Here is a 24,745-nt window from a genome sequence, read left to right as displayed (position 1 = left end):
CGCCGCACCGCGCGGTTTCCGCTCGGGCCGGCAGCCGGCCTTGCGGAAATGCGCCGACACCGACATCTGGAGCCGCCGGCCCGCGCGAACGCCGGGAGCGGCTCCAGTGAGTTAATCCGAAATCCGGCCGATCCGGCCGGCATTTCGTCGTCCGGTCGCCGACGCTTGCCCCAGACGGGGCGTTTCGGCGAGGCCGTTTCCGCAATCACGCCGTGATTGTGCGGAAACCGTACATAAAGGCAAAGGACAAGGCATGGCTGGCGAACGTCGCGACAGGCAGGGCCGGCCGGTGGTCGCCATCACCGGCATGGGCGTGGTGACCTCGCTCGGAGTGGGCAAGGCCGACAACTGGGCCGCGATCATGGCCGGCAAGTCGGGCCTGAGCACCATCAAGCGCTTTCCGCTCGACGGGCTGAAGAGCACGGTGGCCGGCACCATCGATTTCATCCCGGCCGACCCGTTCTGCGCCGCCGAGCTGACCGAGCGCCTCGCCCACGTCGCGGTGGAGGAGGCGATCGCCGACGCCGCCATCGGCAGCAAGGGCGTCTTCCCCGGCCCGCTGTTCCTGGCGATGCCGCCGGTCGAGATCGAGTGGGACCAGCGCCAGAGCGTGCTCGCCGCCGGCCCGCAGACCGAGCCGGTGACCTACGCCAACCTGCTCGCCGGCGCCGCCACCGGCCGGTTCCGCGCCTGGGGCGAGCGCTTCCTGTTCGGCTCGGTGGCCGACCACATCGCCGAGCGCTTCGGCACCCAGGGCTCGCCGATCACGCTGTCGACCGCCTGCGCCTCCGGCGCCTCGGCGCTCCAGCTTGGCGTCGAGGCCATCCGCCGCGGCGAGACCACGGCGGCGCTGTGCGTCGGCACCGACGCCACCGTGAACCTCGAATCGCTGGTGCGGTTCTCGCTCCTGTCGGCGCTGTCGAGCGCCAACGAGCCGCCGCAGGAAGCCTCCAAGCCGTTCTCCAAGAACCGCGACGGCTTCGTGATGGCCGAGGGCGCGGCCGCGCTGGTGCTGGAAGACTATGACGTCGCGAAGGCCCGCGGCGCCCGCATCCTCGGCATCGTCGAGGGCGTCGGCGAACTGGCTGATTCGTTCCACCGCACCCGCTCCTCGCCGGACGGCAAGCCGGTGATCGGCTGCATGCGCAACGCCTTGGCCGACGCCTCGGTCGGGCCGGAGGCGATCGACTACGTCAACGCCCACGGCACCGGCACGCCGGAAAACGACAAGATGGAGTTCAACTCCATGAACGTCGTGTTCGGCGAGGCGCTGAAGACCCTTCCGGTGTCCTCCAACAAGTCGATGGTCGGCCACACGTTGTCGGCGGCCGGCGCCATCGAGACGGTGTTCTCCATCCTCACCATGGCGAACGGCCGCATTCCGCCGACCATCAACTACAAGGTGCCAGACCCCGCCATTCCGCTCGACGTGGTGCCGAACGTCGCCCGCGACGCCGATGTGGCGCGGGTGCTGTCGAACTCGTTCGGCTTCGGCGGCCAGAACGTCAGCCTGGTCCTGGCGCGGGAGCCGGCATGATGGCCGAATCTGCCAAGAATCGCCGCGTGCTGCTCACCGGCGGCGGCCGCGGTGTCGGCGCCGCCACCGTGCGCGCGCTGGCGGCGGCCGGCTTCGACGTGACGTTCACCTACCGCTCGGCCTCGGCCGAAGCGGACGCGTTGCTTGCCGAGCTCGGTGCCGCCCACCCCGGCCAGACCTTCGAGGCTCGCGCGCTGGACCTCGCCGACAAGGCGGCGGTGGAAGCGTTCGCCGCCGCGGCGGCCGACGACAGCTATTTCGGCTTCGTCCACAATGCCGGCATGCCCTACGACACGCTGGCTTTGATGATGGACCAGGACAAGGCCGAGGTGCTGATGCAGGTGAACTACTGGTCGTTCACCCGCCTCTGCAAAGCGTTGGGGCGCGGCATGGTGCGGGCGCGCGCCGGCCGCATCATCGCCATCGGCTCGATCGCGGCGTTGCGAGGCAGCCAGGGCAACGCCCCCTACGGCGCCTCCAAGGCGGCGCTGATCGGCTATGCCCAGACGCTGGCGGCCGAAAGCGCCAAGCGCGGCATCACCGTCAACGTCATCGCGCCCGGCTTCGTCGACACCGAGATGCTGGCGCCCTACGCCGCCTTCCGCGAGAAGATGGAAGCGCAGATCCCGCTCGGCCGCTTCGTCAAGCCGGAAGAAGTAGCGGGTCTCGCCGCCTTCCTGCTGTCGCCGCCGGCGGCCGCCATCACCGGCCAGACGCTGGTGGTCGACGGCGGGCTGTCGAACACCCTCACCCTGCAGCGCTGAGCGCCGCCGCCGCCTGCAGCGCTGAGCGCCGCCGCCGCGCCGTCGCTGCCGGCCGAGCCGCGGGCGAGGAAACCTCAGCGCGTCATCCTCGGGGCGAGGCTCGCGCAAACCTCGACCTGTCATCCGCGGGCGAGGGACCCTCAACCCGTCATCCTCGGGCGAGGCTTTGCCGAGACCCGAGGATCCATGATCCGCGACTTAAATGCCCTTCGCCGCGACGCCGGCCGCTGCGCATTCCCGCAAGCCTCGCGGATCATGGGTCCCCTTCCCTCGCATCGCTTCGCGATGCTCGCCGGGGACGACAGGTCGTGGTTCGCGCGGAAACCTCAGCGCGTCGTCCTCGGGCGAGCCCAGCGCGCAAACCTCGACCTGTCATCCGCGGGCGAGGGAACCCCAACCCGTCATCCTCGGGCGAGGCTTTGCCGAGACCCGAGGATCCACGATCCGCGACCTGATGCCCTTCGCCGCGACGCCGGCCGCTGCGCATTCCCCACAAGCCTCGCGGATCATGGGTCCCCTTCCCTCGCATCGCTTTTCGCGATGCTCGCCGGGGACGACAGGTCGAGCCTCGCGCACCACCTCAGCGCGTCGTCCTCGGGCGAGCCCAGCGCACCACCCTCGCGTCATCCCCGAGCGAGGGAACCTCAACCCGTCATCCTCGGGCGAGGGAACCCCAACCCGTCATCCTCGGGCGAGGCTTTGCCGAGACCCGAGGATCCACGATCCGCGACCTGATGCCCATCGCCGCGACGCCGGCCGCTGCGCATTCCCGCAAGCCTCGCGGATCATGGGTCCCCTTTCCTCGCATCGCTTCGCGATGCTCGCCGGGGACGACAGGTCGAGGTTCGCGCGCCAGCCACAGGGCCGGCGCGCCCTCAGCCGTGCGGCGGGGTGCCGGGCACCGCCTGGCCGTGCGGTCAGTGCCGCGCCAGGTTCGCGGTAGCGTCCTTCGCCTCTTGCTCGGCGCGGCGCAACTCCCAGCGCCGCCGCCAACCCAGCAGCGCCTCGAGCACGCCGCTCCAGATCACCGCGCCGATCAGCCACAGCTTCAGCATGGCAAAGCTCGCGCCGCCGACCAGCTGCCCGGTCATGTCGAAGCATCCAAGCTGCTTGTCGACCAGGGTCAAGCCGGTCTGCGGGTTGGGATACTCGGTCAGCACGAAGCCGATCTGCAGCCCCGAGCCGCACACGGTGTTGGCGATAAATGGGATGCGCAGAAAGCCGGTATGATAGCACAGGAGGCCGACGCTCATCGTCGTCACCATGGTCACGACGATCGAAAAGCCGAGCCAGGCCCAAAAGCCGCGTCGGCGCGGCTTCGGCTTGGCGGGCGCCGGTTGCTGCTGTAGTCCAAGGTCCGACATGCCGTACTTCCCCCTCCGCTCGGCCGTCCGTGCTGTTGACGGCGGCGGCGCCAGTCTATAGCCCCCCACCAGCCTCGCCGCGAGTCCCCTGCCGCCGCAGCCGGCGCCCGCGGCGTGCCATCGGAGTATTATCCCCATGCGTGCGCTCAGACTCCACGGTGACCGCGACCTGCGGCTGGATGACCTCGCCCCGCCGGCGCCGCCGGCCGCCGGCGAGGTGCAGATCCGCGTCAAGGCGATCGGCCTCAACCACATCGACGTGTGGGGTTTCCGCGGCATGGCGTTCGCCAAGCGCGCCCTGCCGCTGGTGGTGGGCGCGGAGGCCGCCGGCGAGATTGTGGCGCTCGGCGAGGGCGTGACCGATTTCACCGTGGGCCAGCCGGTGGTGATGTATGGCGCGCTGACCTGCAACACCTGCAAGGCCTGCCGCGAGGGCCGCGACAATCTGTGCGAAAACGTCGCCGGGGTGCTCGGCTTCCACGTCGACGGCTTCGCCCGCGACGTGATGAACCATCCCGCCCGCCTCACCATTGCGGTGCCGGCCGGCATCTCGTTCCAGGCCGCCGCCTGCGCGCCGATTGCGTTCTCCACCGTCGAGCACATGCTGTTCGACAACGCCAAGCTCGAACCCGGCGAGACCATCCTGGTGCAGGCCGGCGGCTCCGGCATCGGCACGGTGGCGATCAAGATGGCCAAGGCGATCGGCTGCACCGTCATCACCACGGTCGGCGACGACGACAAGGCCGAGAAGGCCAAGGCGCTGGGCGCCGACCACGTCATCAACTACCGCACCCAGCGCTTCGCCACCATCACCCGCAAGCTGACCGGCAAGAAGGGCGTCGACGTGGTGTTCGAGCACGTCGGCGCCGAGACCTGGAACGACTCGCTGCTCTGCCTCAAGCGCGGCGGCCGCCTCGTCACCTGCGGCTCGACCTCGGGCGTCTCGGTGCAGATGAATTTGATGCAGCTGTTCCAGCAGCAGTTCCGCATCATCGGCTCGTTCGGCGCGCCGATGGCGGCGATCCGCCGCTCGCTGGACAAGATCGCCAGCGGCATGGCGCCGGTGATCGACACCGAGCTGCCGGTCGAGCGCTTCGCCGAGGGCCTGGAGCGGCTGGAGAGCCGCAAGGTGTTCGGCAAGATCATCGTGACGTTCTGAGCATTTTCCGCAAAAGTGGGAACCGGTTTTGCGAACGAAAATGCGATAATTCAAAAACTTATCGCCCCACGGCGATCGAGTTAAGCTGAGCGTTTTTGACCCGATGCGCTATCACGTCCTCCGCGCCAAGCTGCGGCTCGCCCGCGCCCGCTATCTTGCCAGCCGCGCCGGCCTCGCCGTGCTCGACACCCTGTTCGCGGCGATCACCCTCGGCGCGCTCAGGCTGGCGCGGCGCGCCGATCCCGACCGCATGAGCGACGTGATGGGCGCCATCGCCCGCAAGGCCGGGCCCTATCTGCCGGTCAGCAAGACCGGCCGCGCCAATCTGCGCGCCGCCTTCCCGTCCAAGACCGACGCCGAGATCGAGGCGCTCTTGGCCGGCTGCTGGGAGAACCTCGGCCGCGTCGCCGGCGAGTTTGCCCACCTCGACCGGCTGTGGGATTTCGCCGGCACCGAGCCCAAGCCCGGCGGCCGCATCGACAGCCCGTCGTCGAAGCTCTACGGCCAGTTGCGCGACGACGGCAAGCCGGCGCTGGTGTTCGCCGCCCACCTCGCCAACTGGGAGCTGCCGGCGGTTGCCGCCGCCGCCCACGGCATGAAGGCCGCCGTGCTCTACCGCGCCCCCAACAACCTCAAGATCGCCGCCGCGATCGAGACGGTGCGGCAGAACTCGATGGGCTCGCTGATCGCGTCGGGCCCCGACGCGGTGCTGACCATGGCCGCGGTGCTGGAGCGCGGCGAACACCTCGGCATGCTGGTCGACCAGCGCTTCGGCCGCGGCGTGCCGGTGACGTTCTTCGGCCGGCGCTGCATGGCCAACCCCACCATCGCCCGCCTCGCCCGGCTCTATCCGGACGTGCCGGTCCACGGCGTGCGGGTGATCCGCCTGCCGGAGCACAAGTTCCGGCTTGAGCTGACCGACCGGATCGAGCTGCCGCGCGAGGCCGACGGCACCGTCGACATCCAGGCCTCGATGCAGCTGATCACCTCGATGATCGAGGGCTGGGTGCGCGAGTATCCCGAGCAGTGGCTGTGGCTGCACCGCCGCTGGCGGTGATTGCGGCGCCGCGCATTCTGTCCCCGTTCAAGGAACACCTGCGACAGCCTGACGTTGGTGGCCCGACCAGAGCCGAACGGCTCGGAAAAAACGGGAAAACACCATGCGAAACAAGCTTCTCGCCGCGACCGCGCTCCTGGCTGTCGTGGTGGCTCCGCTGACCGCGCAAGCCCAGGATCGCGCCGTCGGCGGCGCTGCAGCGGGCGCCGTCGGCGGCGCGGTTGTCGGCGGTCCGGTCGGCGCCGTGGTCGGCGGCGTCGGCGGCGCCATCCTCGGCGGCCTCACCGAGGACACCCGGCCGCGGTTTCGCGAGTATGTGGTGAAGAAGAAGCACTCGTCGTACCGCTATGACGGCGAGGTGGTGGAGGGTTCGGAATTGCCGTCCTCGGGCGTCACCTATTACGAGGTCCCGCACGAATACGGCGTGAAGAACTATCGCTACACCGTGGTCAACAACCGCACGGTGCTGGTGGATCCGCATACCCACCGCATCGTCCAGATCATCGAGTGAAACGGGCGCCGGCCTGTCACGCCGGCGCCTCGTCTCAGCGGCCGGTCTTGAACTTGGTCCACATCCGGGTTCCCATGCGCTGGGTGGCGGCGTCCCACGGCTGGTTGATGAACAGCTTGGCCAGCGTCGCCTCCGGCGGATAGACCGCAGGGTCGTCGCGCACCGCCGGGTCGATCAGCGGCTGGCTGGCGAGGTTGCCGTTGGCATAGCTGACGGCGCTGGAGTTCTTCGCCGCGATCTCCGGTCGCAGCATGAAGTTGATGAAGGCGTGGGCCTCGTCAACGTTCTTGGCATCCTTCGGAATGGCGAAGTTGTCGAAGAACATCAGCGTGCCTTCGCGCGGAATGGCATAGCCGACCTCGACCTTGCGGCCGGTGTTCTCGGCGGCCTCGGCGGCGCGCTTCTTGGCCTGCAGGATGTCGCCCGACCAGCCGACCGCGAAGCAGATGTCGCCGTTGGCGAGCGCGTTGATGTACTCGGACGAGTGGAATTTGCGAATGAACGGCCGCAGCGGCGCCAGCAATTGCTCGGCCTTCTCGAAATCCGCTTTGTCGCGGCTGTGGGGATCGAGCCCGAGATAGGCCATCGCCGCCGGGATCAACTCATCCGGCGCGTCGAGCACGTGGATGCCGCAGTCCTTCAGCTTGGCGAGCTTGGCCGGATCGAACACAATCGACCACGAATCGATCGGCTCATCGCCCAGGCGCTGGCGCACCATCTCGACATTGTAGCCGAGCCCGGTGGTGCCCCACATGTAGTTGACGCCGTACTCGTTGCCGGGATCGTAGACCGCGAGTTTTTCGGTGACGAACGGCCAGGCGTTGACGAGGTTCGGCAGCTTCGACTTGTCGAGCTTGCGAAACACCCCGGCCTTGATCTGGCGCTGCAGAAAGTTGCCGGACGGCACCACCACGTCGTAGCCGGTGCGGCCGGCCAGCAGGCGGGTCTCCAACGTCTCGTTCGAATCGAACACGTTGTAGCGCACCTCGATGCCGGTCTCCTTGGTGAAGGCCTCCAGCGTCGACTCGTCGATGTAATCGGACCAGTTGAACACCCGCACTTCGCGGGCCTCGGCCGCGGCCGGTGCTGCCACCGCCAGCACCGCTGCCACCGCTACGCTCATCAAGCCGAGCCGTGTAACCATGTCGCCCTCCGCCTCGAATTTGCGGCGCCGACGTTAGTGCATTTTCCGCGAAAGTGGGAACCGGTTTTGCGGCAGAAACCGCGCTCGGCAAACGACTTAGAGCCGCCGTTCCGCCCCGCCGGGGCCCCGCCCGATCCGGTATCCGCGCTCGACCGCCACAGCGGCGCGCGCCACCGAATCCGCGGCGTCCTTTATCAAGACTGCCATCGCCCCACGTCATCGGGTCCGCTGCCGCCCTCTCGGAGCCGCCATTGCGCCGACGCCGTCACTCCTCGGCCGGGGCAGGTGATGCGCCGTCATCGGCGCCAGCCGCTCACACGGCGATCCTGGATGTGTGACGATGGACGTCAGCCGCCGCCGCCCGACCATTTCCGCCACGCCACCACCCCGGCCATCACCGGCTCGCCGGTCCCTGCCTGCCGCCAGGTCCCGTCCACCCACCAGCAGAGGTAGGGCAGAACATAGGTGCCGACGTGGTCTTCGCAGAGCAATTCGCACGCCTCGTCGACAGGCGGCGGGCCATCGCCCGGAAAATCCGCCAATCGCTTCATCCGGGCTGCGAAACGGCCGCCCGATCTCGCTGACGTCATGATGAGCCAACTCCTGATTGCCAGGCGTCCCCGAGTGTCTCGGATGCCCGGGATGTTGCCCCCACGATGAAGCCCGTCGCGACACCGTCGACGTTTCAATTTCGCGTTTGGTTTCATTGGTGGGCGGTGACGGGTTCGAACCGCCGACCTACTGGGTGTAAACCAGTCGCTCTAACCAGCTGAGCTAACCGCCCGCCGCGCCTCCACCTGGGACGCGCAGATCGGCTGATGTAATCCCGGCCGGGCCAAGCCGGCAAGCTTGCCGTGCCGGATCGCCAAAATCGCTGAAAGCCAACGGCCGCCTCGGCGACCGTCAGCCCGGCCGATCCGGGTGCGCGCTCGCGGGGATGGCCGCGGACGCGGTCGAATGCTGACGCCCAACCCCGCCCCATCCGCCGATTGCGGCCGGATCGGCTCACACCAGCGTTGCCGTATCGGTGAGGTCAGCGATTGACCATCTGCTTGAGCGCCTTGCCGGGCGTGAACTTCGGCGCCTTCGACGCCTTGATCTTCACCGGCTTGCCGGTGCGCGGGTTGCGGCCCTCGCGCGCGGCGCGCTTGACCACCGAGAACGAGCCAAAGCCGATCAGCTTGACGTCGTCGCCTTTCTTGAGCGCTGCCGCAATGACGTCGAAGGTCGCCTCCACCGCAGCGGCCGCAGCCGTCTTGGTGGAGTCGAGACGATCCGCAACGGCAGCGACCAATTCATTCTTGGTCATACGACCAATCCTCCAATTCCAGAATCACCGGCGTGGGCCGGATTGCTCGGCAAGAATTGGCAGATTCCGCGGAAATGCAAGCGGCACAACGATTCTCACCGATCCCACAATCAACTCCGAACGCGGGCAAGAAGCCTCAAGTACCGCACGCCTCATCGACAACCATCTGAAATATATAGGTTTCTTTCAGCGAAAATTGCTTTGACAGTCATTTACCGGGCATTAACGACAATGGGCGGCCTTGCGACCGCCCATTGCGCCGATCATGCGGTCAGAAGCCGTTAGTGGGCGACCATGCCCGCCGGCTCATCGTCCGGGAGCACCGGGCCCTCCTTGGCCGCCGCGTTCTCGTCCCAGACGATCGGCGTCGGCTTGGCGGTCAGAGCATGCGACAGCACCTCGTCCATGTGCGAGACCGGGATGATCTGGAGGCCGGACTTCACGTTGTCCGGAATCTCCGCCAGATCCTTGGCGTTCTCCTCCGGGATCAGCACGGTCTTGAGCCCGCCGCGCAGCGCCGCCAGCAGCTTCTCCTTGAGGCCACCGATCGGCAGCACCCGGCCGCGCAGCGTGACCTCGCCAGTCATGGCGAGGTCACGACGGATCGGGATGCCGGTGATGATCGAGGCGATCACGGTCGCCATCGCGATACCGGCGGACGGCCCGTCCTTCGGGGTCGCCCCCTCAGGCACGTGGACGTGGATGTCGCGCTTGTCGAACATCGGCGGCTCGACGCCGAACTCGACCGCGCGCGAGCGCACGTAGGACGCCGCCGCCGAGATCGACTCCTTCATCACGTCGCGAAGATTGCCGGTGACCGTCATGCGGCCCTTGCCCGGCATCATCACGCCTTCGATGGTGAGCAACTCGCCGCCGACCTCGGTCCAGGCCAGACCGGTGACCACGCCGACCTGATCCTCGGTCTCCGCCTCGCCGTAACGGAACTTCGGCACGCCGAGATAGTCGCCGAGATTGGCCTCGCTGACGTCGACCTTGGTCTTCTTGGTCAGCGTCAGCTCCTTCACCGCCTTGCGGATCAGGTTCGACAGCTCACGCTCCAGATTACGCACGCCCGCCTCGCGGGTGTAGCACCGGATCAGCAGCAGAAGCGCCGCATCGTCGACCGTCCACTCCTTGAGGGCGAGCCCGTGCTTGGCGAGAGCGTTCGGGATCAGATGCTTGCGGGCAATCTGAACCTTCTCGTCCTCGGTGTAGCCGGCGAGCCGGATCACCTCCATGCGGTCGAGCAGCGCCGGCGGAATGTTCAACGTGTTGGCCGTCGTTACGAACATCACGCTGGAGAGGTCGTAGTCGACCTCAAGATAGTGGTCGTTGAAGCTGTTGTTCTGCTCCGGATCGAGCACCTCGAGCAATGCCGACGACGGATCGCCGCGGAAATCGGCGCCCATCTTGTCGATCTCGTCGAGCAGGAACAGCGGGTTCGACTTCTTGGCCTTGCGCATCGACTGGATGACCTTGCCGGGCATCGAGCCGATATACGTGCGCCGATGGCCTCTGATCTCGGCCTCGTCGCGCACGCCGCCGAGCGAGACACGCACGAACTCGCGGCCGGTCGCCTTGGCGATCGACTTGCCGAGCGAGGTCTTGCCGACACCGGGCGGGCCGACCAGGCACAGAATCGGGCCGGTCAGCTTGTTCGCGCGCTGCTGCACGGCGAGATACTCGATGATGCGCTCCTTGACCTTCTCAAGGCCATGGTGATCGGCGTCGAGCACCTCCTGCGCGAACGGCAGATCCTTCTTGACCTTGCTCTTGATGCCCCACGGAATCGCGAGCAGCCAGTCGAGATAGTTGCGCACCACCGTGGCTTCCGCCGACATCGGCGACATCTGCCGCAGCTTCTTCAGCTCGTGCTGAGCCTTCTCGCGCGCTTCCTTCGACAGCTTGGTGCGCTTGATCTTGTCTTCCAGCTCGGTCAGCTCGTCGCGACCTTCCTCGTCGCCGAGCTCCTTCTGGATCGCCTTCATCTGCTCGTTGAGGTAGTACTCGCGCTGGGTCTTCTCCATCTGCCGCTTGACGCGGGTGCGGATGCGCTTTTCCACCTGCAGCACCGAGATCTCGCTCTCCATCAGCCCGAGCACCTTCTCCAGGCGCTCGGCGACGTCGGTGACCTCCAGGACCGCCTGCTTTTCGGGGATCTTGACCGCGAGGTGCGAGGCGACGGTGTCGGCGAGCTTGGAGTGGTCGTCGATCTGCGCGACCACGCCCACCACCTCGGGCGACACCTTCTTGTTGAGCTTGACGTAGTTTTCAAACTCGGTGACCACCGAGCGGGCCATCGCCTCGGCTTCGACCCGGTCGCCGCCATTCTCCGGCAGCACCTCGGCCTCAGCCTCGAAGAAATCAGCGCGCTCGGTGTATTGACGCACCCGCGCACGGCCGACGCCCTCGACCAGAACCTTGACCGTTCCGTCCGGCAGCTTCAGAAGCTGCAGCACCGTGGCCAGCGTGCCGACCTGGAAGATGGCGTCCGGCGACGGCTCGTCGTCCCCCGCATTCATCTGGGTGGCAAGCAGAATATAGGTCTCGCCGCGCATCACCTCTTCGAGAGCGCGGATCGACTTCTCCCGGCCCACGAACAGCGGCACGATCATGTGGGGGAACACCACGATGTCGCGCAGCGGCAGCACCGGGAACGTCTGGCTCGCGCCCGGCGCGAGAGGGGGACGCGACTTTGTAGTGGTCATGGCCCTGTCCTTTCTTGGTGGCGACGGGGCCGCGCGGTCGCAACTTGCATCCCGCTCGGTCCGCCCTCGGGCCGGTAGGTCTCGAGCCGCCACGACTTACGGCGAAGTGCCGCCAATCGGGCGCCCTGCCCGGAACCGGATCGTCTCTCGGTTAGGTGGCGACCCGGTGGGGGGGTGTCAAGCGGCCGGGAACGCCCCCGAAACAGACATGTCATCGTGAACGGGCGTCCGGGCCGCAAAAGGACGCGGCCCGGAACCCAAATCACGCACTCGCGCCAGCTTCCGCGCGATCGGCGTAGATGTACAGCGGCCGGGCGCCGGTGGTGACCACCTCCTCGGAGATCACCACTTCCTGAACACCCTCCAGGCCCGGCAGGTCGAACATGGTGTCGAGCAGGATGCTCTCCATGATCGACCGCAGGCCGCGGGCGCCGGTCTTGCGCTCGATCGCCTTCTTGGCGATGGCGCCCAGCGCATCCTCGTGAATGCCGAGGTCGACGCCTTCCATCTCGAACAGCCGCTGGTACTGCTTGACCAGGGCATTCTTGGGCTCGGTGAGGATCTTCTTCAGCGCGTCCTCGTCGAGGTCCTCCAGCGTCGCCATCACCGGCAGACGGCCGACGAACTCCGGAATGAGGCCGTACTTGAGCAGATCCTCGGGCTCGACCTCGCGGAAGATCTCGCCGGTGCGGCGATCCTCCGGCGCGACCACCTTGGCGCCGAACCCGATCGAGGCGGTGCGGCCGCGGGCGGAGATGATCTTGTCGAGGCCGGAGAACGCGCCACCGCACACGAACAGGATGTTCGTGGTGTCGACCTGCAGGAACTCCTGCTGCGGATGCTTGCGCCCGCCCTGCGGCGGCACAGAGGCCACCGTGCCTTCCATGATCTTGAGCAGCGCCTGCTGGACGCCCTCGCCCGATACATCACGGGTGATCGACGGATTGTCCGACTTGCGGCTGATCTTGTCGATTTCGTCGATATAGACGATGCCGCGCTGGGCCCGCTCGACGTTGTAGTCGGCCGCCTGCAGCAGCTTGAGAATGATGTTCTCGACATCCTCGCCGACATAACCCGCCTCGGTCAGCGTGGTGGCGTCGGCCATGGTGAACGGCACATCGAGGATGCGAGCCAGCGTCTGCGCCAGCAGCGTCTTTCCCGAGCCGGTCGGCCCGATCAAGAGGATGTTGGACTTGGCCAACTCGACGTCGTTGTGCTTGGACTGGTGGTTCAGCCTCTTGTAGTGATTGTGCACCGCAACAGACAGAACCTTCTTCGCGTGGTCCTGGCCGATGACATAATCATCGAGCACCTTGCGGATTTCACGCGGCGTCGGGATGCCATCTCGCGATTTCACCAGCGAGGACTTGTTCTCCTCTCTGATGATATCCATGCACAACTCGACGCACTCATCGCAGATGAACACCGTCGGTCCTGCGATAAGTTTGCGCACCTCGTGCTGGCTCTTTCCGCAAAAAGAGCAGTAGAGGGTATTTTTCGAGTCGCTGCCGCCGACTTTGCTCATTCCAACTGGTCTCCCGCGACGCGAGCGCGCCCCGCAGTTCGCAATATGTCATCCTGCCGGCCGGTCACCGCGATCCGGAAGGGACCGGATCAGTATGACGACGTCCCGACAACGCACCGACACTCTAGTCGATCACGATACGGGCCAGCGGATCAATACCGCGTTAAAAGGTCCGAAATGTCGGGGCATTGCTGCCCATTCATCCCGGGATGAACATGGAATAATACGATGCAAAATCGAGGCCGGTTCATGGCACACCCGTCGCCGCGATCAAGTTTTCTTGCACCGCACATCGGCCGCGCCGGCCTTGCATGCGCTGACGGTTGCCGGCCTGATCGGCCGGAACCCGTATCAGTCTGCCCCGCGGCGGGGCCGTATCCGGCCCAGCTACAGCTTTGAGCCCGCCGCCGGGCGCGATCCGGCCAACACCTTTGCGACGCGAACGCCCGGCACGCCACCTCGGCACCGCCTTCGACGCCAAACGATGCGCCGCGAGAAAGAGCACGCCGACGGAATTAAGGCGTGCCGGGTGCCTCGGCACCGGCGGGGACTGCCGCGCCGGCGCCGCGAACGGACGGTCAGGACGCCTTGAGGTCCTTGGCGGCCTCGTCGGGACGCTTGTCGATCACCTGATCGACCAGACCGAAATCCTTGGCGACCGACGAGGTCATGAAGTTGTCGCGCTCCAGCGCGTCCTCGATTTCCTTCACGGTGCGGCCGGTGTGGTGAACGTAGATCTCGTTCAGCCGGCGCCGCAGGCTCTCGATCTCGCGCGCGTGAATCAGGATGTCGGAGGTCTGACCCTGGAAGCCGCCGGAGGGCTGGTGGACCATGATGCGGGCATTCGGCAGCGCAAACCGCAGCCCGGCCTCGCCCGCCGCCAGCAGCAGCGAGCCCATCGACGCCGCCTGACCGACGCACAGCGTCGAGACCGGCGGGCGGATGAACTGCATGGTGTCGTAGATCGCCAGTCCCGACGTCACCACCCCGCCCGGCGAGTTGATGTACATCGAGATTTCCTTCTTCGGATTCTCGGCTTCCAGGAACAACAACTGGGCGACGATGAGCGTGGACATGCCATCCTCGATCGGGCCCGTGATAAAAATGATACGTTCCTTCAGCAGGCGGGAGAAAATGTCATAGGCCCGCTCGCCGCGGTTGGTCTGCTCGACCACCATCGGGACGAGGTTCATATAGGTTTCGATGGGGTCGCGCATCGTGATCCTCGCAATGGCACTGCCGTAAGCTGAAGTGCGCAAGCATGGCCTTGAGCCTCGCTCGCGCAGTCCGGAAGGGTGGTGCCGTCGGCAGGAATTTCAAGTACTGCCGGCCGACGGCCGTCCGCGAAACATCGCATGAGTCGGCGCGTGCGGACCTCACCCGGCCAGCTTATCGGCGTCCTCTTCGCGGAACAATTCTTCCTTGCTCACCCGCTTCTCGGTCACCTGAACCAGCGTCAGCAGGTGATCGACCACCTTCTCCTCGAAGATCGGCGCGCGCAGGCTGGCCAGAGCGTTCGGATTCTTGCGGTAGTAGTCCCACACCTGCTGCTCCTGACCGGGGAAGCTGCGGGCGCGCTCGACCAGCTGGCGGGTGACCTCGTCGTCGGTCACCTTGATCTCAGCCTTGGTTCCGAGCTCCGCCAGCACCAGGCCGAGGCGGACACGACGCTCGGCAATCTTGCGATACTCGGCGCGGGCGGCCTCCTCGGTGGTGTCTTCATCCGCGAAGGTCTTGCCGGCCTGCTGCATCTCGCTGGTGATCTGGCCCCAGATGCTGTCGAATTCCTGGGCCACCAGGCCGTCCGGCAGCGCGAAGCTGTGACGCTCGTCGAGCGCATCGAGCAGCGCCCGCTTGACCCGGGCGCGGGACAGACCGTCGCGCTCGCCGCTCAGGCGGTTGCGGATGGCATCCTTGAGGCCGTCGAGGGTATCGATTCCGAGCGTCTTGGCGAAGGCATCGTCGACCTCGACCACGCCGGGAGCGGCGATCTCGGTGCAGGTCACCTCGAACGCGGCATCCTTGCCGGCGAGGTGCGGCGCCAGATAGTTGGCCGGGAAGGTGACGTTGACGGTGCGGGTCTCGCCGACCTTGATGCCGATCAGTTGCGGCTCGAAGCCCGGGATGAAGGTGTCGGAGCCCAGCACCACCGGCACATCCTCGGCAGTGCCGCCATCGAACGGCTCGCCGCCGATGGTGCCCTTGAACGAGATCGTCACCCGGTTGCGCGGCTCGGCCGCGCTGCCCTCCGGACGGGTCTCATAGGGCCGGTTCTGGTCGATCAGGCGGTCGATCGCCTGATCGACGTCGGCGTCTTCGACCGGCGCCACCGGCTTTTCGACCGCAATGGCGGTGAAATCGGCCAGCACGATCTCGGGCAGGACCTCCAGCGCCACGGTGTAGGTGAGGTCGGCCTGACCCTCGACCGCGGCCTGCACCGCGTCCTGGTTCTCAGGGAAGGTCACCTTGGGCTCGAGTGCGAGCTTCAAGCTGTTGTCGGCGACGATCTGGCTGTTGGCCTCGGCCACCGCCTGCTCGATCACCTCGACCATCACCGAGCGGCCATAGAGCCGCTTGAGGTGGGCCAGCGGCACCTTTCCGGGCCGAAAGCCGTTGATACGGACTCGGTCCTTGAGTTCCTCGATGCGGGAGATGGCGCGACGGTCGAGGTCGCTGGCCTCGAGAACCACGCGGAACTCGCGCTTCAGGCCTTCGTCAACGGTTTGGGTTACCTGCATGGTCGCGCTCTTTCGAATCGAAGGTCTGTCCCGCCCCGCGCGGGTCAAGCACTGGCCGCTTTTCCCAAGGTTAAAGGGCGTCACGACCCGACTTCGCGGGAGATGGTGCGGGCGGAGGGGCTCGAACCCCCACGACTTTCGTCACTGGAACCTAAATCCAGCGCGTCTACCAGTTCCGCCACGCCCGCAACGACACGGGCTCGCGCTCGTGGTCGGTCGGGAGGCGGCTTATAGCACGCACTTCCCCCGATTCCAGCGGGAAATGCGGCAAGACCGCCACGACCAACAGCGAAGACGGCGCGTCCCGCCACGATCGATGACATAACACGGCGCCGCCCGAGCCTGAACCCAGAGATGCCGAATGACCCAACGCCGTATGTCCCGCCGCATCGTGCTGGGCGGCGCCCTCGTCTGGCTGGTCGCGCTTGCGCCGAGCCGGCCGTCCGCCGAGCCGGCCGCACCGGAGCGGACGCCGCGCCGCCTTGCGCTGCGGCCGGCCAGCGCCGCGCTGCGCGGCGCCGATTCGCCGCCGACGCCAGCGTGGGGATTCGACGGCGCGGTGCCCGGCCCGGTGCTGAAGGTGCGGCGCGGCGGCGAAGTCTGGGTCACCGCCGCCAACGAACTGCCCGGGCCCACCGCCATCCACTGGCACGGCCTGCGCATCGACAACCGCATGGACGGCGTGCCGCACCTCACCCAGCCGCCGATCGCCCCCGGCGCCAGCTTCGACTACCGCTTCACCTGCCCGGACGCCGGCACCTTCTGGTACCACACGAACAGCGTCGAGCAACTCGGCCGCGGCCTCGCCGGCGCGCTGATCGTCGAGGAGGACACGGCGCCGGCGGCCGACCACGACCTCGTTCTTCTGCTGCAGGACTGGCTCATCACCGCGGCCGGCGCCCTCGACTCCACGGTCGCCGAGCCCGGCACCGCCGGCCGGGTCGGATCGCTCGCCACCCTGAACGGCCAGCCCGGCCAGGACGTTGCCGTGAAGGCGAGCGACCGCGTCCGCCTGCGCCTGATCAACGCCACCACGGCGCGCATCGCGGCGCTGACGTTCGAGGGCGGCCTCAAGCCCGTGGTGGTCGCAGTCGACGGCCAGCCCGCCGAGGTGTTCGAGCTCGGCCGGCCGACCCTTGCCCTGCCGCCCGGCGCCCGGGTCGACGTGATGGTGGACATGCCGGCCGCCGCGACCGATGCCTCGCCGCCGGCCATCCGGCTGCGCGGCTACGGCACCGACGCGGTGCTGGCGCGCTTCGTCATCGATCCCGGCCCGCCGCGGCGACCCGATCCGCTCGGCAAGGTCGCGGAGCTGCCGGCCAATCCCCTGCCCCGCACCATCGAGCTGACGGGCGCCCTCCGCGCCGAACTGGTGATGGACGGCGGCGGCCAGGAGTCCGCGCTCGCGCCGGCGAAGGAGCCAACCCGCGAGCGCCCCCCGACTGCTGCAAAGGATTCCGCTGCAAAGGACAAGGAGCCGCCGAAGACGACGGTCGCCAGGCCGCCGGCGTGGGCCTTGTCGGCTCAGTCCGGCGAAGTCGGGCCGCCGCTGTTCAGCGTACCGCGCGGCCGCACCGTGGTGCTGGCGCTGGTCAACCGGACGCGCCGGCCGCACGTCGTTCATATCCACGGCCACCATGTCCGCCTGCTCGACAGCCTCGACGACGGCTGGAAGCCGTGGTGGCACGACACCCTGCTGGTCGGCGACGACCGCACCGCCCGGATCGCGTTCGTTGCCGACAATCCGGGCAAGTGGCTGCTCGAGTGCCGCATGCTTGATCAACAGGCCACCAGCATGGCGACGTGGTTCGAGGTGACGTGAGGCGGGACTGCGCGGCCGTCAAAATGAGATCGGGAACCTCGCCCCGTCATCCTCGGGCGGGGCGGGATGCGCAGCGACTGCCGCCGCCTGGCGGAACGACCGGGCATCATGCCTCGCCGGCTACTCCCCCGGCGGCGTCCGCCACCCCGTCAGGAGGTCGACGTCGAGCTGCTCATAAAGCGCCCGCGTCACCCGCGGCAGCGCCTCCGGCAGGTCCTCGGCGATCAGGCCGGGACCGGCCTCGCGGCCGCTTTCGCCGTGCAGCCAGGTCGCCGCGCACGCCGCCTCGAACGCCGGCATGCCCTGGCACAGCATGGCGGTGGCGATGCCGGCCAGGACGTCGCCGGAGCCGGCGGTGGCGAGCCACGGCGGCGCGTTCTCGGTGATGGCGGCGCGGCCGTCCGGCGCGGCGATGACGCTGTCGCCGCCCTTCAGCACGACGACGGCGCCGAGCCGGGCCGCCGCCCGCCGGGCACGGTCGAGCTTGGGCCCATGCTTCAGCGGATCGCCAAGGAACAGCCGGGCGAACTCGCCCTCGTGCGGGGTGATCACCACCAGCCGCGCGGGCTGGGCTTTGATGCGGTGGGCGAGGTCGCCGGCCCGGCCGGAAAACAGCGTCAGCGCATCGGCGTCCAGCACCACGGCACGGCCGGACGCCAGCGCGGCGTCGACCAAAGCCGCCGCCTCCGGCCCGGTGCCGAGCGCCGGGCCAAGCCCGACCGCGCGGAAGCGCTCGTCGGCGATCAGGTCGGACAGCGCCGCCGCCCCGGCCACCGGCCGCACCATCACCGCGGTGAGGACGCCGGCGTTCTCGTCGAGCGCGTCGAGCGGGCTCGCCACCGTCACCAGCCCGGCGCCGGCCCTGAGCGCGGCGCGCGCCGCCATGCGGATGGCGCCGGTGCGCCCACGCGGCCCCGACACCAGCACGGCATGGCCGCGGACGTACTTGTGGTCGATGAGGGTCGGGACGAAGAACCGGTCGCCCCACAGCGCAGGACCGTTGGCGTAAAGGCTCGGGCCAACTGCGGTAACCGTTTCATCCGTGATACCGATATCGGCGACCCGCACCCTGCCGCACTGTATCCGCCCCGGCAGCAACAGGTGGCCGGGCTTGCGCCGGCAAAACGTCACCGTCTCCACCGCGCGCACTGCGACCCCCATCACCTGGCCGGTATCGCCATTGATGCCGGACGGCAGGTCGACCGCCACCACCGGCACGCCGGCGCCGTTGATGCGGGCGATCAGGTCAGCGGCGGCGCCTTCGATCGGGCGGTCGAGCCCGGCGCCGAACAGCGCATCGACGATGAAGCCGGCGCGGACGCCGTCGAACACCTCCGGCGGCTCGATCTCGCCGCGGAACCGCGCGGCGGACTCCGCCGCATCGCCGGTGAGGCGCTCGCGCGGCCCGAGCAGGATCAGCCGCATCGGGTAGCCCCGCTGCGCCAGCAGGCGGGCGGCGACGAAGCCATCGCCGCCATTGTTGCCCGGCCCGCACACCACCAGCCCCGGCGTCGCCAGCGGGAAGCGGCGGGCGGCGGCGTCCGCTACCGCCACCCCGGCGCGATCCATCAAGGTGAGGCCCGGGGTGCCGGCGGCAATGGTGCGGCGGTCGGCCTCGGCCATCTCGGCGACGGAGAGAAGCTCGATCAGCATGCTGGCACGCCCCAGTGATCGCCCGCGAGATCGGCATGCTGCACAAACAACAGGCTCACGGCGGAGTCCGAGATTGACCGGAAGCGATGGAGCGGCCTATTTCGTAGGCGCCCGGCCTTTTTGCTGGGCACACTTCGCGGAACAATAGGCCAAGCGATTTTAACCGCGATCAGCAAAGCTTTGTTCCTTCAGCGTTATCTTAACTAGCTCATTTGGCACGGGATCTGCTAACGCGCTGTCGGCTCGGCCGGAGCGGGGGCCGACCGGCCAGGGAGACGCGAGCGATGAAGAAGATCGAAGCCATCATCAAGCCGTTCAAGCTCGATGAGGTGAAGGAGGCGTTGCAGGAGGTTGGCCTCCAGGGCATCACCGTCACCGAAGCGAAAGGCTTTGGACGCCAGAAGGGACATACCGAACTGTACCGTGGCGCTGAATATGTGGTGGATTTTCTGCCGAAGGTGAAGATTGAAGTGGTCTTGTCAGATGACATGGTCGAAAAGGCCATCGATGCCATTCGGCGGGCGGCGCAGACCGGTCGGATTGGCGACGGCAAGATCTTTGTCTCCAACGTCGAGGAGGCCATCCGTATCCGCACCGGCGAATCCGGCCTCGACGCGATCTAGTGCGCGCCTCCGCGTTCTCCTGACTTCCAAAACCTCCAGGCCTGCTACCGCGACCCCGTCGCATCAAGAGGAAATGACATGAAGACGGCACAAGATGTGCTTAAGCTGATCAGCGACAATGACATCAAATACGTCGACTTCCGCTTCACCGACCCTCGCGGCAAGTGGCAGCATGTGACCTTCGACGTTTCGCTGATCGACGACGAAGTCTTCTCGGAAGGCGTGATGTTCGACGGCTCCTCGATCGCCGGCTGGAAGGCGATCAACGAGTCGGACATGAACCTGATGCCCGACCCGGCGACCGCCACCATCGACCCGTTCTTCGCCGAGACCACGCTGTCGATCGTCTGCGACGTGCTCGAGCCGACCACCGGCGAAGCCTACAACCGCGACCCGCGCGGCATCGCCAAGAAGGCCGAAGCCTACGTGAAGGCGTCCGGCGTCGGCGACACCATCTTCTTCGGTCCGGAAGCCGAGTTCTTCATCTTCGACGACGTCAAGTTCAAGGCCGACCCCTACAACACCGGCTTCGTGCTCGACTCGGCCGAGCTGCCGATCAACGCCGACACCGACTATGAGAGCGGCAACCTCGGCCACCGCGTCCGCACCAAGGGCGGCTACTTCCCGGTGCCGCCGGTCGACTCCGCCCAGGACATGCGCTCCGAAATGCTCGGCGCCATGGCCAAGATGGGCGTGAAGGTCGAAAAGCACCATCACGAGGTGGCATCCGCCCAGCACGAACTCGGCGTGAAGTTCGACACGCTGACGCTGATGGCGGACCATCTGCAGATCTATAAGTACTGCATCCACCAGGTCGCCCACATTTACGGCAAGACCGCCACCTTCATGCCGAAGCCGGTGTTCGGCGACAACGGCTCGGGCATGCACTGCCACCAGTCGATCTGGAAGGGCGGCAAGCCGGTGTTCGCCGGCGACAAGTACGCCGACCTCTCCGATGAGTGCCTGTGGTACATCGGCGGCATCATCAAGCACGCCAAGGCCCTCAACGCCTTCACCAACCCGCTGACCAACTCCTACAAGCGTCTGGTGCCGGGCTACGAGGCGCCGGTGCTGCTCGCCTATTCGTCGCGCAACCGCTCGGCGTCCTGCCGCATCCCCTACACCAACAACCCGAAGGCCAAGCGCGTCGAGGTCCGCTTCCCCGATCCGGGCGCGAACCCCTACCTCGCCTTCGCGGCGATGACGATGGCCGGCCTCGACGGCATCAAGAACAAGATCGATCCCGGCCCGGCGATGGACAAGGATCTCTATGATCTGCCGCCGCGCGAACTGAAGCGCATCCCGACTGTGTGCGGCTCGCTGCGCGAGGCGCTGTCGAGCCTCGACAAGGACCGCGCCTTCCTCACCGCTGGCGGCGTGTTCAACGACGACTTCATCGACAGCTACATCGAGCTGAAGATGGTCGAGGTGATGCGGTTCGAAATGACCCCGCACCCGGTCGAGTTCGACATGTACTATTCGGTCTGATCGGCTTTTGGTCGGTCACTGACGCAAGGTTTCAGCGGGGCGCTCAGGCGCCCCGCTTGCGTTTGGACACCGCGCATCCCGCGCCGCCAGTCCGGAACCGGCCGTCGCTCGCGGTGTTGAGCCGGGCGCATCCGCGCTCGGAGTGTCCGTCATGACCAGCAAGCCGCACGATCCCAAGAGCTCTGATCCCAAGAGCTCCGATCTGCCGAAGGTCTCTCACCCCGGCATGATGGGCGACGGAACCCAGGAACAGAACCTGGATGAGGTCGGCGACCCCGCCGCGCGCATCGGCAAGGATGAGTTGGACGCCACCTTCGGCAAGAGGGCGCCCAAGAAGCCATGATGCCAACCGGCAGCAGCCGGCCATGGGGCGCGATCGCCGATTGTCGTGAAGTCATTGATTTGAGGTCCAGGCAGCCCCAGCCGTCAGCATCCGGAGGTCTTTAGCTCCTCGCCCACGCGACATGGCGCTGGGACCCGACACCGCGGATCCTTGCACTGGGCACGCGATGCTGTCGGCTGTCGCGGCTTGGTCTATGATATCGGCCGTGCCACGTTCCGATAGGGAATGACGAGTCGGATGCTGCGCCGGGCCATTTTGATCCTGCTACTGCTCGCCGCACCGGCGGCCGCGACGCCGGGCGATGAGGCCGAACTGCTGGTGCTCGGCTTTTCCGCCAACGGGCGGTATTTCGCCTACGCCCAGTCCGGCCGCGAGCCGGAGACGTGGTATCCCTACGCCTCGGTTCACGCCGTCGACGTCACCACCGACAAATGGCTGCCGGACAGCCCGATCGCGCTGGTGCTGAAGGACCGCGACAAGACCACCCGCGACGCCCGCCGCGAAATCGGCGAGACCGCCGAGCGCCGTTGGGGCAAGCTCGGGCTCGACACCCCCGGCGTGACGCTGCTCGAACGCAAGCCCGGCGAGCCGATCGACAAGGGCGACGAGGTGGTGGTGACGATCCCCTCGATCGGCCCGGCGCGGGTGCGGCTCACGCCCAAGCTGCTGGCGGCCGACGGCTGCGAGGGCTTCGCCGGCGAGTCGGTCGGGCTGGCGCTCGACCTGCTCACGCTCGAGGGCGCCCGCATCCGCCGGCTGCAGGACGACAGCCGCATCCCTTCCAGCCGCGGCTGCCCGATCGGCTATGCCATCGCCGAGGTGGTGGTGCTGGCGCGGCCCTCAAAGCCGCCGGTGGTGGCGGTGGTGTTCGCGGTGTTCAAGGTCGGCGCCACCGGCATCGACCGGCGCTACCTGGCGGCGACCGCCGACCTCGCCGTCAAGCCGTAGCGCGCATCGCCCGGTTCGCGGTTGGCCTTCGCCGGAGCGATCTGCTACAGCGCGTCGTTCTCCCACGTCCGACCGACGAGCGATCATGATCCCGCGCTATTCCCGCCCCGAGATGTCCGCCATCTGGGAGCCGCAGACCCGTTTCCGCATCTGGTTCGAGATCGAGGCCCACGCTGCCGACGCGCAGGCCAAGCTCGGCGTCATCCCGGCCGAGGCCGCCGCCAAGGTGTGGGAGAAGGGCAAAGACGCGGTGTTCGACGTCGAGCGCATCGACGAGATCGAGCGCGTCACCAAGCACGACGTCATCGCCTTCCTCACCCACCTCGCCGAGATCGTCGGCCCCGAGGCGCGCTTCGTCCACCAGGGCATGACGTCGTCCGACGTGCTCGACACCTGCCTCGGCGTCCAGTTGACCCGCGCCGCCGACATCCTGATCAAGGACGTCGACGCGGTGCTGGCGGCGCTGGAGAAGCGGGCGTTCGAGCACAAGCTGACGCCGACCATCGGCCGCTCGCACGGCATTCACGCCGAGCCCACCACCTTCGGCGTCAAGCTCGCCGGCCACGCCGCGGCCTTCCAGCGCGCCCGCGCCCGGCTGGTGGCGGCGCGGGCCGAGGTCGCCACCTGCGCCATCTCCGGCGCCGTCGGCACCTTCGCCCAGATCGACCCGTCGGTCGAACTCCATGTCGCTGAAAAGATGGGCCTTGCCGCCGAGCCGGTATCGACCCAGGTGATCCCGCGCGATCGCCACGCCATGTTCTTCGCCACGCTCGGCGTGGTGGCCTCGCAGGTCGAGAACCTCGCCGTCGAGATCCGCCATCTGCAGCGCACCGAGGTGCTGGAGGCCGAGGAGTTCTTCTCCGAAGGCCAGAAGGGCTCCTCGGCGATGCCGCACAAACGCAACCCGGTGCTGTCGGAAAACCTGACCGGCCTTGCCCGCATGGTGCGCGCTTACGTGACGCCGGCGCTGGAGAACGTCGCGCTGTGGCACGAGCGCGACATCTCGCACTCATCGGTCGAGCGCATGATCGGGCCGGACGCTACCGTGACGCTCGATTTCGCGCTGATGCGCCTCGCCGGCATGATCGACAAGCTGCTGGTCTATCCGGCCAATATGCAGAAGAACCTCGACAAGCTCGGCGGGCTGGTCCACTCCCAGCGCATCCTGCTCGCTTTGACCCAGAAGGGCGCCAGCCGCGAGGACGCCTATCGGCTGGTGCAGCGCAACGCCATGCCGGTGTGGCGCGGCGAAGGCGACTTCAAGACGCTGCTGACGGCGGATGCCGAGGTGCGGCAGTTTCTGTCGGAGGCAGACATCGCCGAGCTGTTCGACCTCGGCTTCCACCTGAAGCAGGTCGACACCATCTTCCGGCGGGTGTTCGGGAAAGCGAAATAAACCAGAGCTTTCCGCTTCAAATCCCGATAAGATCGGCCTTCGTAAGATCAACTTAGGCGACAGTTAAGGTCTATTCCGGGCACGAAGACCATCTATAGTTATGCACTAACAATATGTTGTTGATATTCCTTCGTCATGGCCGGGCTTGTCCCGGCCATCCACGTCTTTGATTTCGAAGAGTTTAAGCCGTGGATGCCTGCAACAAGTGCGGGCATAGCGAGTTGATTTCTGCCCCGCCTCATTTCAAGCGCGCACGAAAATGGCCCCGGCAAGCCGGGGCCACACGCTGCAGGCCTCTCAGGTGACGGTGGTTACTTGCCGTCCCGGATTTCCTGCATGGCCTTCGCCATCAGCTCGTCCATGGTGCGGCGGATCTGGTGGTCGGACTGCTGCACGCCGCCGGCGTCGAAGTCGCCACGGATCTTGCGGAACACGTCCTCTTCGCCCGGCTCTTCGAGGTCGCTGACCACCACCTCGCGCGCGTAGGCATCGGCGGCATCGCCGCTCTTGCCGAGCTTTTCCGCGGCCCACAGGCCGAGCATGCGGTTGCGACGCGCCGCAGCCTTGAAGCGCAGTTCCTCGTCATGCGCGAACTGTCTCTCGAAGGCGTCTTCGCGCTTGTTGAACGTCGTCATGGTGGCGTTCTCGTCCCTCAG

21 protein-coding genes and 2 tRNA genes are annotated in these 24,745 nt (G+C 67.2%); 11 read left to right on the top strand and 12 right to left on the bottom strand.

Going from position 1 to position 24,745, the window contains the following annotated elements:
* Nucleotides 1-253: 253 nt before the first annotated feature.
* A complete protein-coding gene (locus tag BVIR_RS05140; RefSeq protein WP_055036727.1) occupies nt 254-1,537 on the top strand; it encodes a beta-ketoacyl-ACP synthase in 1,284 nt (427 codons plus the stop codon).
* Nucleotides 1,534-2,301 (top strand): SDR family NAD(P)-dependent oxidoreductase, encoded by a 768-nt coding sequence (locus BVIR_RS05135; protein ID WP_055036726.1) that lies wholly within the window; start codon nt 1,534-1,536, stop codon nt 2,299-2,301. Before BVIR_RS05140 ends, BVIR_RS05135 begins: the two co-directional genes overlap by 4 nt.
* A gap of 917 nt (nt 2,302-3,218) precedes the next feature.
* Here the strand turns inward: BVIR_RS05135 and BVIR_RS05130 are convergent.
* On the bottom strand, nt 3,219-3,665 hold the full coding sequence (locus BVIR_RS05130) for a hypothetical protein (protein ID WP_055036725.1): 447 nt from the start codon (nt 3,663-3,665) through the stop codon (nt 3,219-3,221).
* A 136-nt stretch (nt 3,666-3,801) separates the two neighbouring features.
* Between BVIR_RS05130 and BVIR_RS05125 the strand changes: the two genes are divergently transcribed.
* The 3 genes from BVIR_RS05125 (at nt 3,802) to BVIR_RS05115 (ending at nt 6,392) form a co-directional block, all read left to right on the top strand.
* Nucleotides 3,802-4,824: a zinc-binding dehydrogenase gene (locus BVIR_RS05125; protein ID WP_055036724.1), complete on the top strand. Its 1,023-nt coding sequence runs from the start codon at nt 3,802-3,804 to the stop codon at nt 4,822-4,824.
* Between the two features lie 103 nt (nt 4,825-4,927).
* Nucleotides 4,928-5,881: a lipid A biosynthesis lauroyl acyltransferase gene (locus BVIR_RS05120; protein WP_082416729.1), complete on the top strand. Its 954-nt coding sequence runs from the start codon at nt 4,928-4,930 to the stop codon at nt 5,879-5,881.
* 103 nt (nt 5,882-5,984) lie between these two features.
* Nucleotides 5,985-6,392: a DUF1236 domain-containing protein gene (locus tag BVIR_RS05115; RefSeq protein ID WP_055036723.1), complete on the top strand. Its 408-nt coding sequence runs from the start codon at nt 5,985-5,987 to the stop codon at nt 6,390-6,392.
* A 34-nt stretch (nt 6,393-6,426) separates the two neighbouring features.
* On the opposite strand, the gene BVIR_RS05110 is transcribed toward BVIR_RS05115, so the two are convergent.
* The 9 genes from BVIR_RS05110 to BVIR_RS05070 form a co-directional block, all read right to left on the bottom strand.
* The gene (locus tag BVIR_RS05110) at nt 6,427-7,536 is read right to left on the bottom strand and encodes a polyamine ABC transporter substrate-binding protein (protein WP_055036722.1); all 1,110 of its coding nucleotides are present in this window, start codon (nt 7,534-7,536) and stop codon (nt 6,427-6,429) included.
* A gap of 347 nt (nt 7,537-7,883) precedes the next feature.
* On the bottom strand, nt 7,884-8,126 hold the full coding sequence (locus tag BVIR_RS05105; RefSeq protein WP_055036721.1) for a hypothetical protein: 243 nt from the start codon (nt 8,124-8,126) through the stop codon (nt 7,884-7,886).
* Nucleotides 8,127-8,243: 117 nt separating this feature from the next.
* Nucleotides 8,244-8,320: transfer RNA gene (locus BVIR_RS05100), tRNA-Val, on the bottom strand.
* A gap of 249 nt (nt 8,321-8,569) precedes the next feature.
* Nucleotides 8,570-8,845, bottom strand: coding sequence for an HU family DNA-binding protein (locus BVIR_RS05095; protein WP_055036720.1), 276 nt, complete (start codon nt 8,843-8,845; stop codon nt 8,570-8,572).
* Nucleotides 8,846-9,126: 281 nt separating this feature from the next.
* Nucleotides 9,127-11,553, bottom strand: coding sequence for an endopeptidase La (gene lon / locus BVIR_RS05090; protein ID WP_055036719.1), 2,427 nt, complete (start codon nt 11,551-11,553; stop codon nt 9,127-9,129).
* 262 nt (nt 11,554-11,815) lie between these two features.
* A complete protein-coding gene (gene clpX, locus BVIR_RS05085; RefSeq protein ID WP_055036718.1) occupies nt 11,816-13,078 on the bottom strand; it encodes an ATP-dependent Clp protease ATP-binding subunit ClpX in 1,263 nt (420 codons plus the stop codon).
* 578 nt (nt 13,079-13,656) lie between these two features.
* The gene (locus tag BVIR_RS05080; RefSeq protein WP_055036717.1) at nt 13,657-14,295 is read right to left on the bottom strand and encodes an ATP-dependent Clp protease proteolytic subunit; all 639 of its coding nucleotides are present in this window, start codon (nt 14,293-14,295) and stop codon (nt 13,657-13,659) included.
* Nucleotides 14,296-14,454: 159 nt separating this feature from the next.
* Nucleotides 14,455-15,816 carry a trigger factor gene (gene tig / locus BVIR_RS05075; protein WP_055036716.1) on the bottom strand — a complete coding sequence of 454 codons (1,362 nt, stop codon included), beginning with the start codon at nt 15,814-15,816 and terminating at the stop codon, nt 14,455-14,457.
* A gap of 103 nt (nt 15,817-15,919) precedes the next feature.
* Nucleotides 15,920-16,004 (bottom strand) — tRNA-Leu (locus tag BVIR_RS05070).
* Between the two features lie 173 nt (nt 16,005-16,177).
* Between BVIR_RS05070 and BVIR_RS05065 the strand changes: the two genes are divergently transcribed.
* Nucleotides 16,178-17,638 carry a multicopper oxidase family protein gene (locus BVIR_RS05065; protein ID WP_082416728.1) on the top strand — a complete coding sequence of 487 codons (1,461 nt, stop codon included), beginning with the start codon at nt 16,178-16,180 and terminating at the stop codon, nt 17,636-17,638.
* Nucleotides 17,639-17,758: 120 nt separating this feature from the next.
* Here the strand turns inward: BVIR_RS05065 and BVIR_RS05060 are convergent, their stop codons facing one another.
* Nucleotides 17,759-19,291, bottom strand: a complete 1,533-nt coding sequence (locus tag BVIR_RS05060) for an NAD(P)H-hydrate dehydratase (protein WP_236823716.1) — start codon at nt 19,289-19,291, stop codon at nt 17,759-17,761.
* 284 nt (nt 19,292-19,575) lie between these two features.
* Here BVIR_RS05060 and BVIR_RS05055 point away from each other — a divergent pair, with 284 nt between their 5' ends.
* The 5 genes from BVIR_RS05055 to purB all read left to right on the top strand — a co-directional run bounded on the left by BVIR_RS05055 (nt 19,576) and on the right by purB (nt 24,089).
* On the top strand, nt 19,576-19,914 hold the full coding sequence (locus BVIR_RS05055) for a P-II family nitrogen regulator (protein ID WP_055036714.1): 339 nt from the start codon (nt 19,576-19,578) through the stop codon (nt 19,912-19,914).
* Nucleotides 19,915-19,992: 78 nt separating this feature from the next.
* Nucleotides 19,993-21,402 carry a type I glutamate--ammonia ligase gene (glnA, locus tag BVIR_RS05050; protein WP_055036713.1) on the top strand — a complete coding sequence of 470 codons (1,410 nt, stop codon included), beginning with the start codon at nt 19,993-19,995 and terminating at the stop codon, nt 21,400-21,402.
* 151 nt (nt 21,403-21,553) lie between these two features.
* Nucleotides 21,554-21,745 carry a hypothetical protein gene (locus BVIR_RS05045; RefSeq protein ID WP_055036712.1) on the top strand — a complete coding sequence of 64 codons (192 nt, stop codon included), beginning with the start codon at nt 21,554-21,556 and terminating at the stop codon, nt 21,743-21,745.
* Between the two features lie 237 nt (nt 21,746-21,982).
* Nucleotides 21,983-22,693, top strand: a complete 711-nt coding sequence (locus BVIR_RS05040; protein WP_055036711.1) for a DUF2259 domain-containing protein — start codon at nt 21,983-21,985, stop codon at nt 22,691-22,693.
* An 85-nt stretch (nt 22,694-22,778) separates the two neighbouring features.
* A complete protein-coding gene (gene purB, locus BVIR_RS05035) occupies nt 22,779-24,089 on the top strand; it encodes an adenylosuccinate lyase (RefSeq protein ID WP_055036710.1) in 1,311 nt (436 codons plus the stop codon).
* Nucleotides 24,090-24,400: 311 nt separating this feature from the next.
* On the opposite strand, the gene BVIR_RS05030 is transcribed toward purB, so the two are convergent.
* Entirely contained in the window at nt 24,401-24,724 is a 324-nt protein-coding gene (locus tag BVIR_RS05030) for a DUF1476 domain-containing protein (RefSeq protein WP_055038692.1), read from the bottom strand.
* Nucleotides 24,725-24,745: the final 21 nt, after the last annotated feature.

This window comes from Blastochloris viridis (assembly GCF_001402875.1).
GTDB lineage: Bacteria > Pseudomonadota > Alphaproteobacteria > Rhizobiales > Xanthobacteraceae > Blastochloris > Blastochloris viridis.
This window is presented reverse-complemented; position numbering and strand designations above follow the sequence as displayed.

What these genes read in the sequence shown, in the direction of transcription:
- BVIR_RS05140 (WP_055036727.1), top strand. Translation starts at nt 254, where the DNA reads ATGGCTGGCGAACGTCGCGACAGGCAGGGCCGGCCGGTGGTCGCCATC.
- BVIR_RS05135 (WP_055036726.1), top strand. Translation starts at nt 1,534, where the DNA reads ATGATGGCCGAATCTGCCAAGAATCGCCGCGTGCTGCTCACCGGCGGC.
- BVIR_RS05130 (WP_055036725.1), bottom strand. Translation starts at nt 3,665, where the DNA reads ATGTCGGACCTTGGACTACAGCAGCAACCGGCGCCCGCCAAGCCGAAG.
- BVIR_RS05125 (WP_055036724.1), top strand. Translation starts at nt 3,802, where the DNA reads ATGCGTGCGCTCAGACTCCACGGTGACCGCGACCTGCGGCTGGATGAC.
- BVIR_RS05120 (WP_082416729.1), top strand. Translation starts at nt 4,928, where the DNA reads ATGCGCTATCACGTCCTCCGCGCCAAGCTGCGGCTCGCCCGCGCCCGC.
- BVIR_RS05115 (WP_055036723.1), top strand. Translation starts at nt 5,985, where the DNA reads ATGCGAAACAAGCTTCTCGCCGCGACCGCGCTCCTGGCTGTCGTGGTG.
- BVIR_RS05110 (WP_055036722.1), bottom strand. Translation starts at nt 7,536, where the DNA reads ATGGTTACACGGCTCGGCTTGATGAGCGTAGCGGTGGCAGCGGTGCTG.
- BVIR_RS05105 (WP_055036721.1), bottom strand. Translation starts at nt 8,126, where the DNA reads ATGACGTCAGCGAGATCGGGCGGCCGTTTCGCAGCCCGGATGAAGCGA.
- BVIR_RS05095 (WP_055036720.1), bottom strand. Translation starts at nt 8,845, where the DNA reads ATGACCAAGAATGAATTGGTCGCTGCCGTTGCGGATCGTCTCGACTCC.
- lon (WP_055036719.1), bottom strand. Translation starts at nt 11,553, where the DNA reads ATGACCACTACAAAGTCGCGTCCCCCTCTCGCGCCGGGCGCGAGCCAG.
- clpX (WP_055036718.1), bottom strand. Translation starts at nt 13,078, where the DNA reads ATGAGCAAAGTCGGCGGCAGCGACTCGAAAAATACCCTCTACTGCTCT.
- BVIR_RS05080 (WP_055036717.1), bottom strand. Translation starts at nt 14,295, where the DNA reads ATGCGCGACCCCATCGAAACCTATATGAACCTCGTCCCGATGGTGGTC.
- tig (WP_055036716.1), bottom strand. Translation starts at nt 15,816, where the DNA reads ATGCAGGTAACCCAAACCGTTGACGAAGGCCTGAAGCGCGAGTTCCGC.
- BVIR_RS05065 (WP_082416728.1), top strand. Translation starts at nt 16,178, where the DNA reads ATGACCCAACGCCGTATGTCCCGCCGCATCGTGCTGGGCGGCGCCCTC.
- BVIR_RS05060 (WP_236823716.1), bottom strand. Translation starts at nt 19,291, where the DNA reads ATGCTGATCGAGCTTCTCTCCGTCGCCGAGATGGCCGAGGCCGACCGC.
- BVIR_RS05055 (WP_055036714.1), top strand. Translation starts at nt 19,576, where the DNA reads ATGAAGAAGATCGAAGCCATCATCAAGCCGTTCAAGCTCGATGAGGTG.
- glnA (WP_055036713.1), top strand. Translation starts at nt 19,993, where the DNA reads ATGAAGACGGCACAAGATGTGCTTAAGCTGATCAGCGACAATGACATC.
- BVIR_RS05045 (WP_055036712.1), top strand. Translation starts at nt 21,554, where the DNA reads ATGACCAGCAAGCCGCACGATCCCAAGAGCTCTGATCCCAAGAGCTCC.
- BVIR_RS05040 (WP_055036711.1), top strand. Translation starts at nt 21,983, where the DNA reads ATGCTGCGCCGGGCCATTTTGATCCTGCTACTGCTCGCCGCACCGGCG.
- purB (WP_055036710.1), top strand. Translation starts at nt 22,779, where the DNA reads ATGATCCCGCGCTATTCCCGCCCCGAGATGTCCGCCATCTGGGAGCCG.
- BVIR_RS05030 (WP_055038692.1), bottom strand. Translation starts at nt 24,724, where the DNA reads ATGACGACGTTCAACAAGCGCGAAGACGCCTTCGAGAGACAGTTCGCG.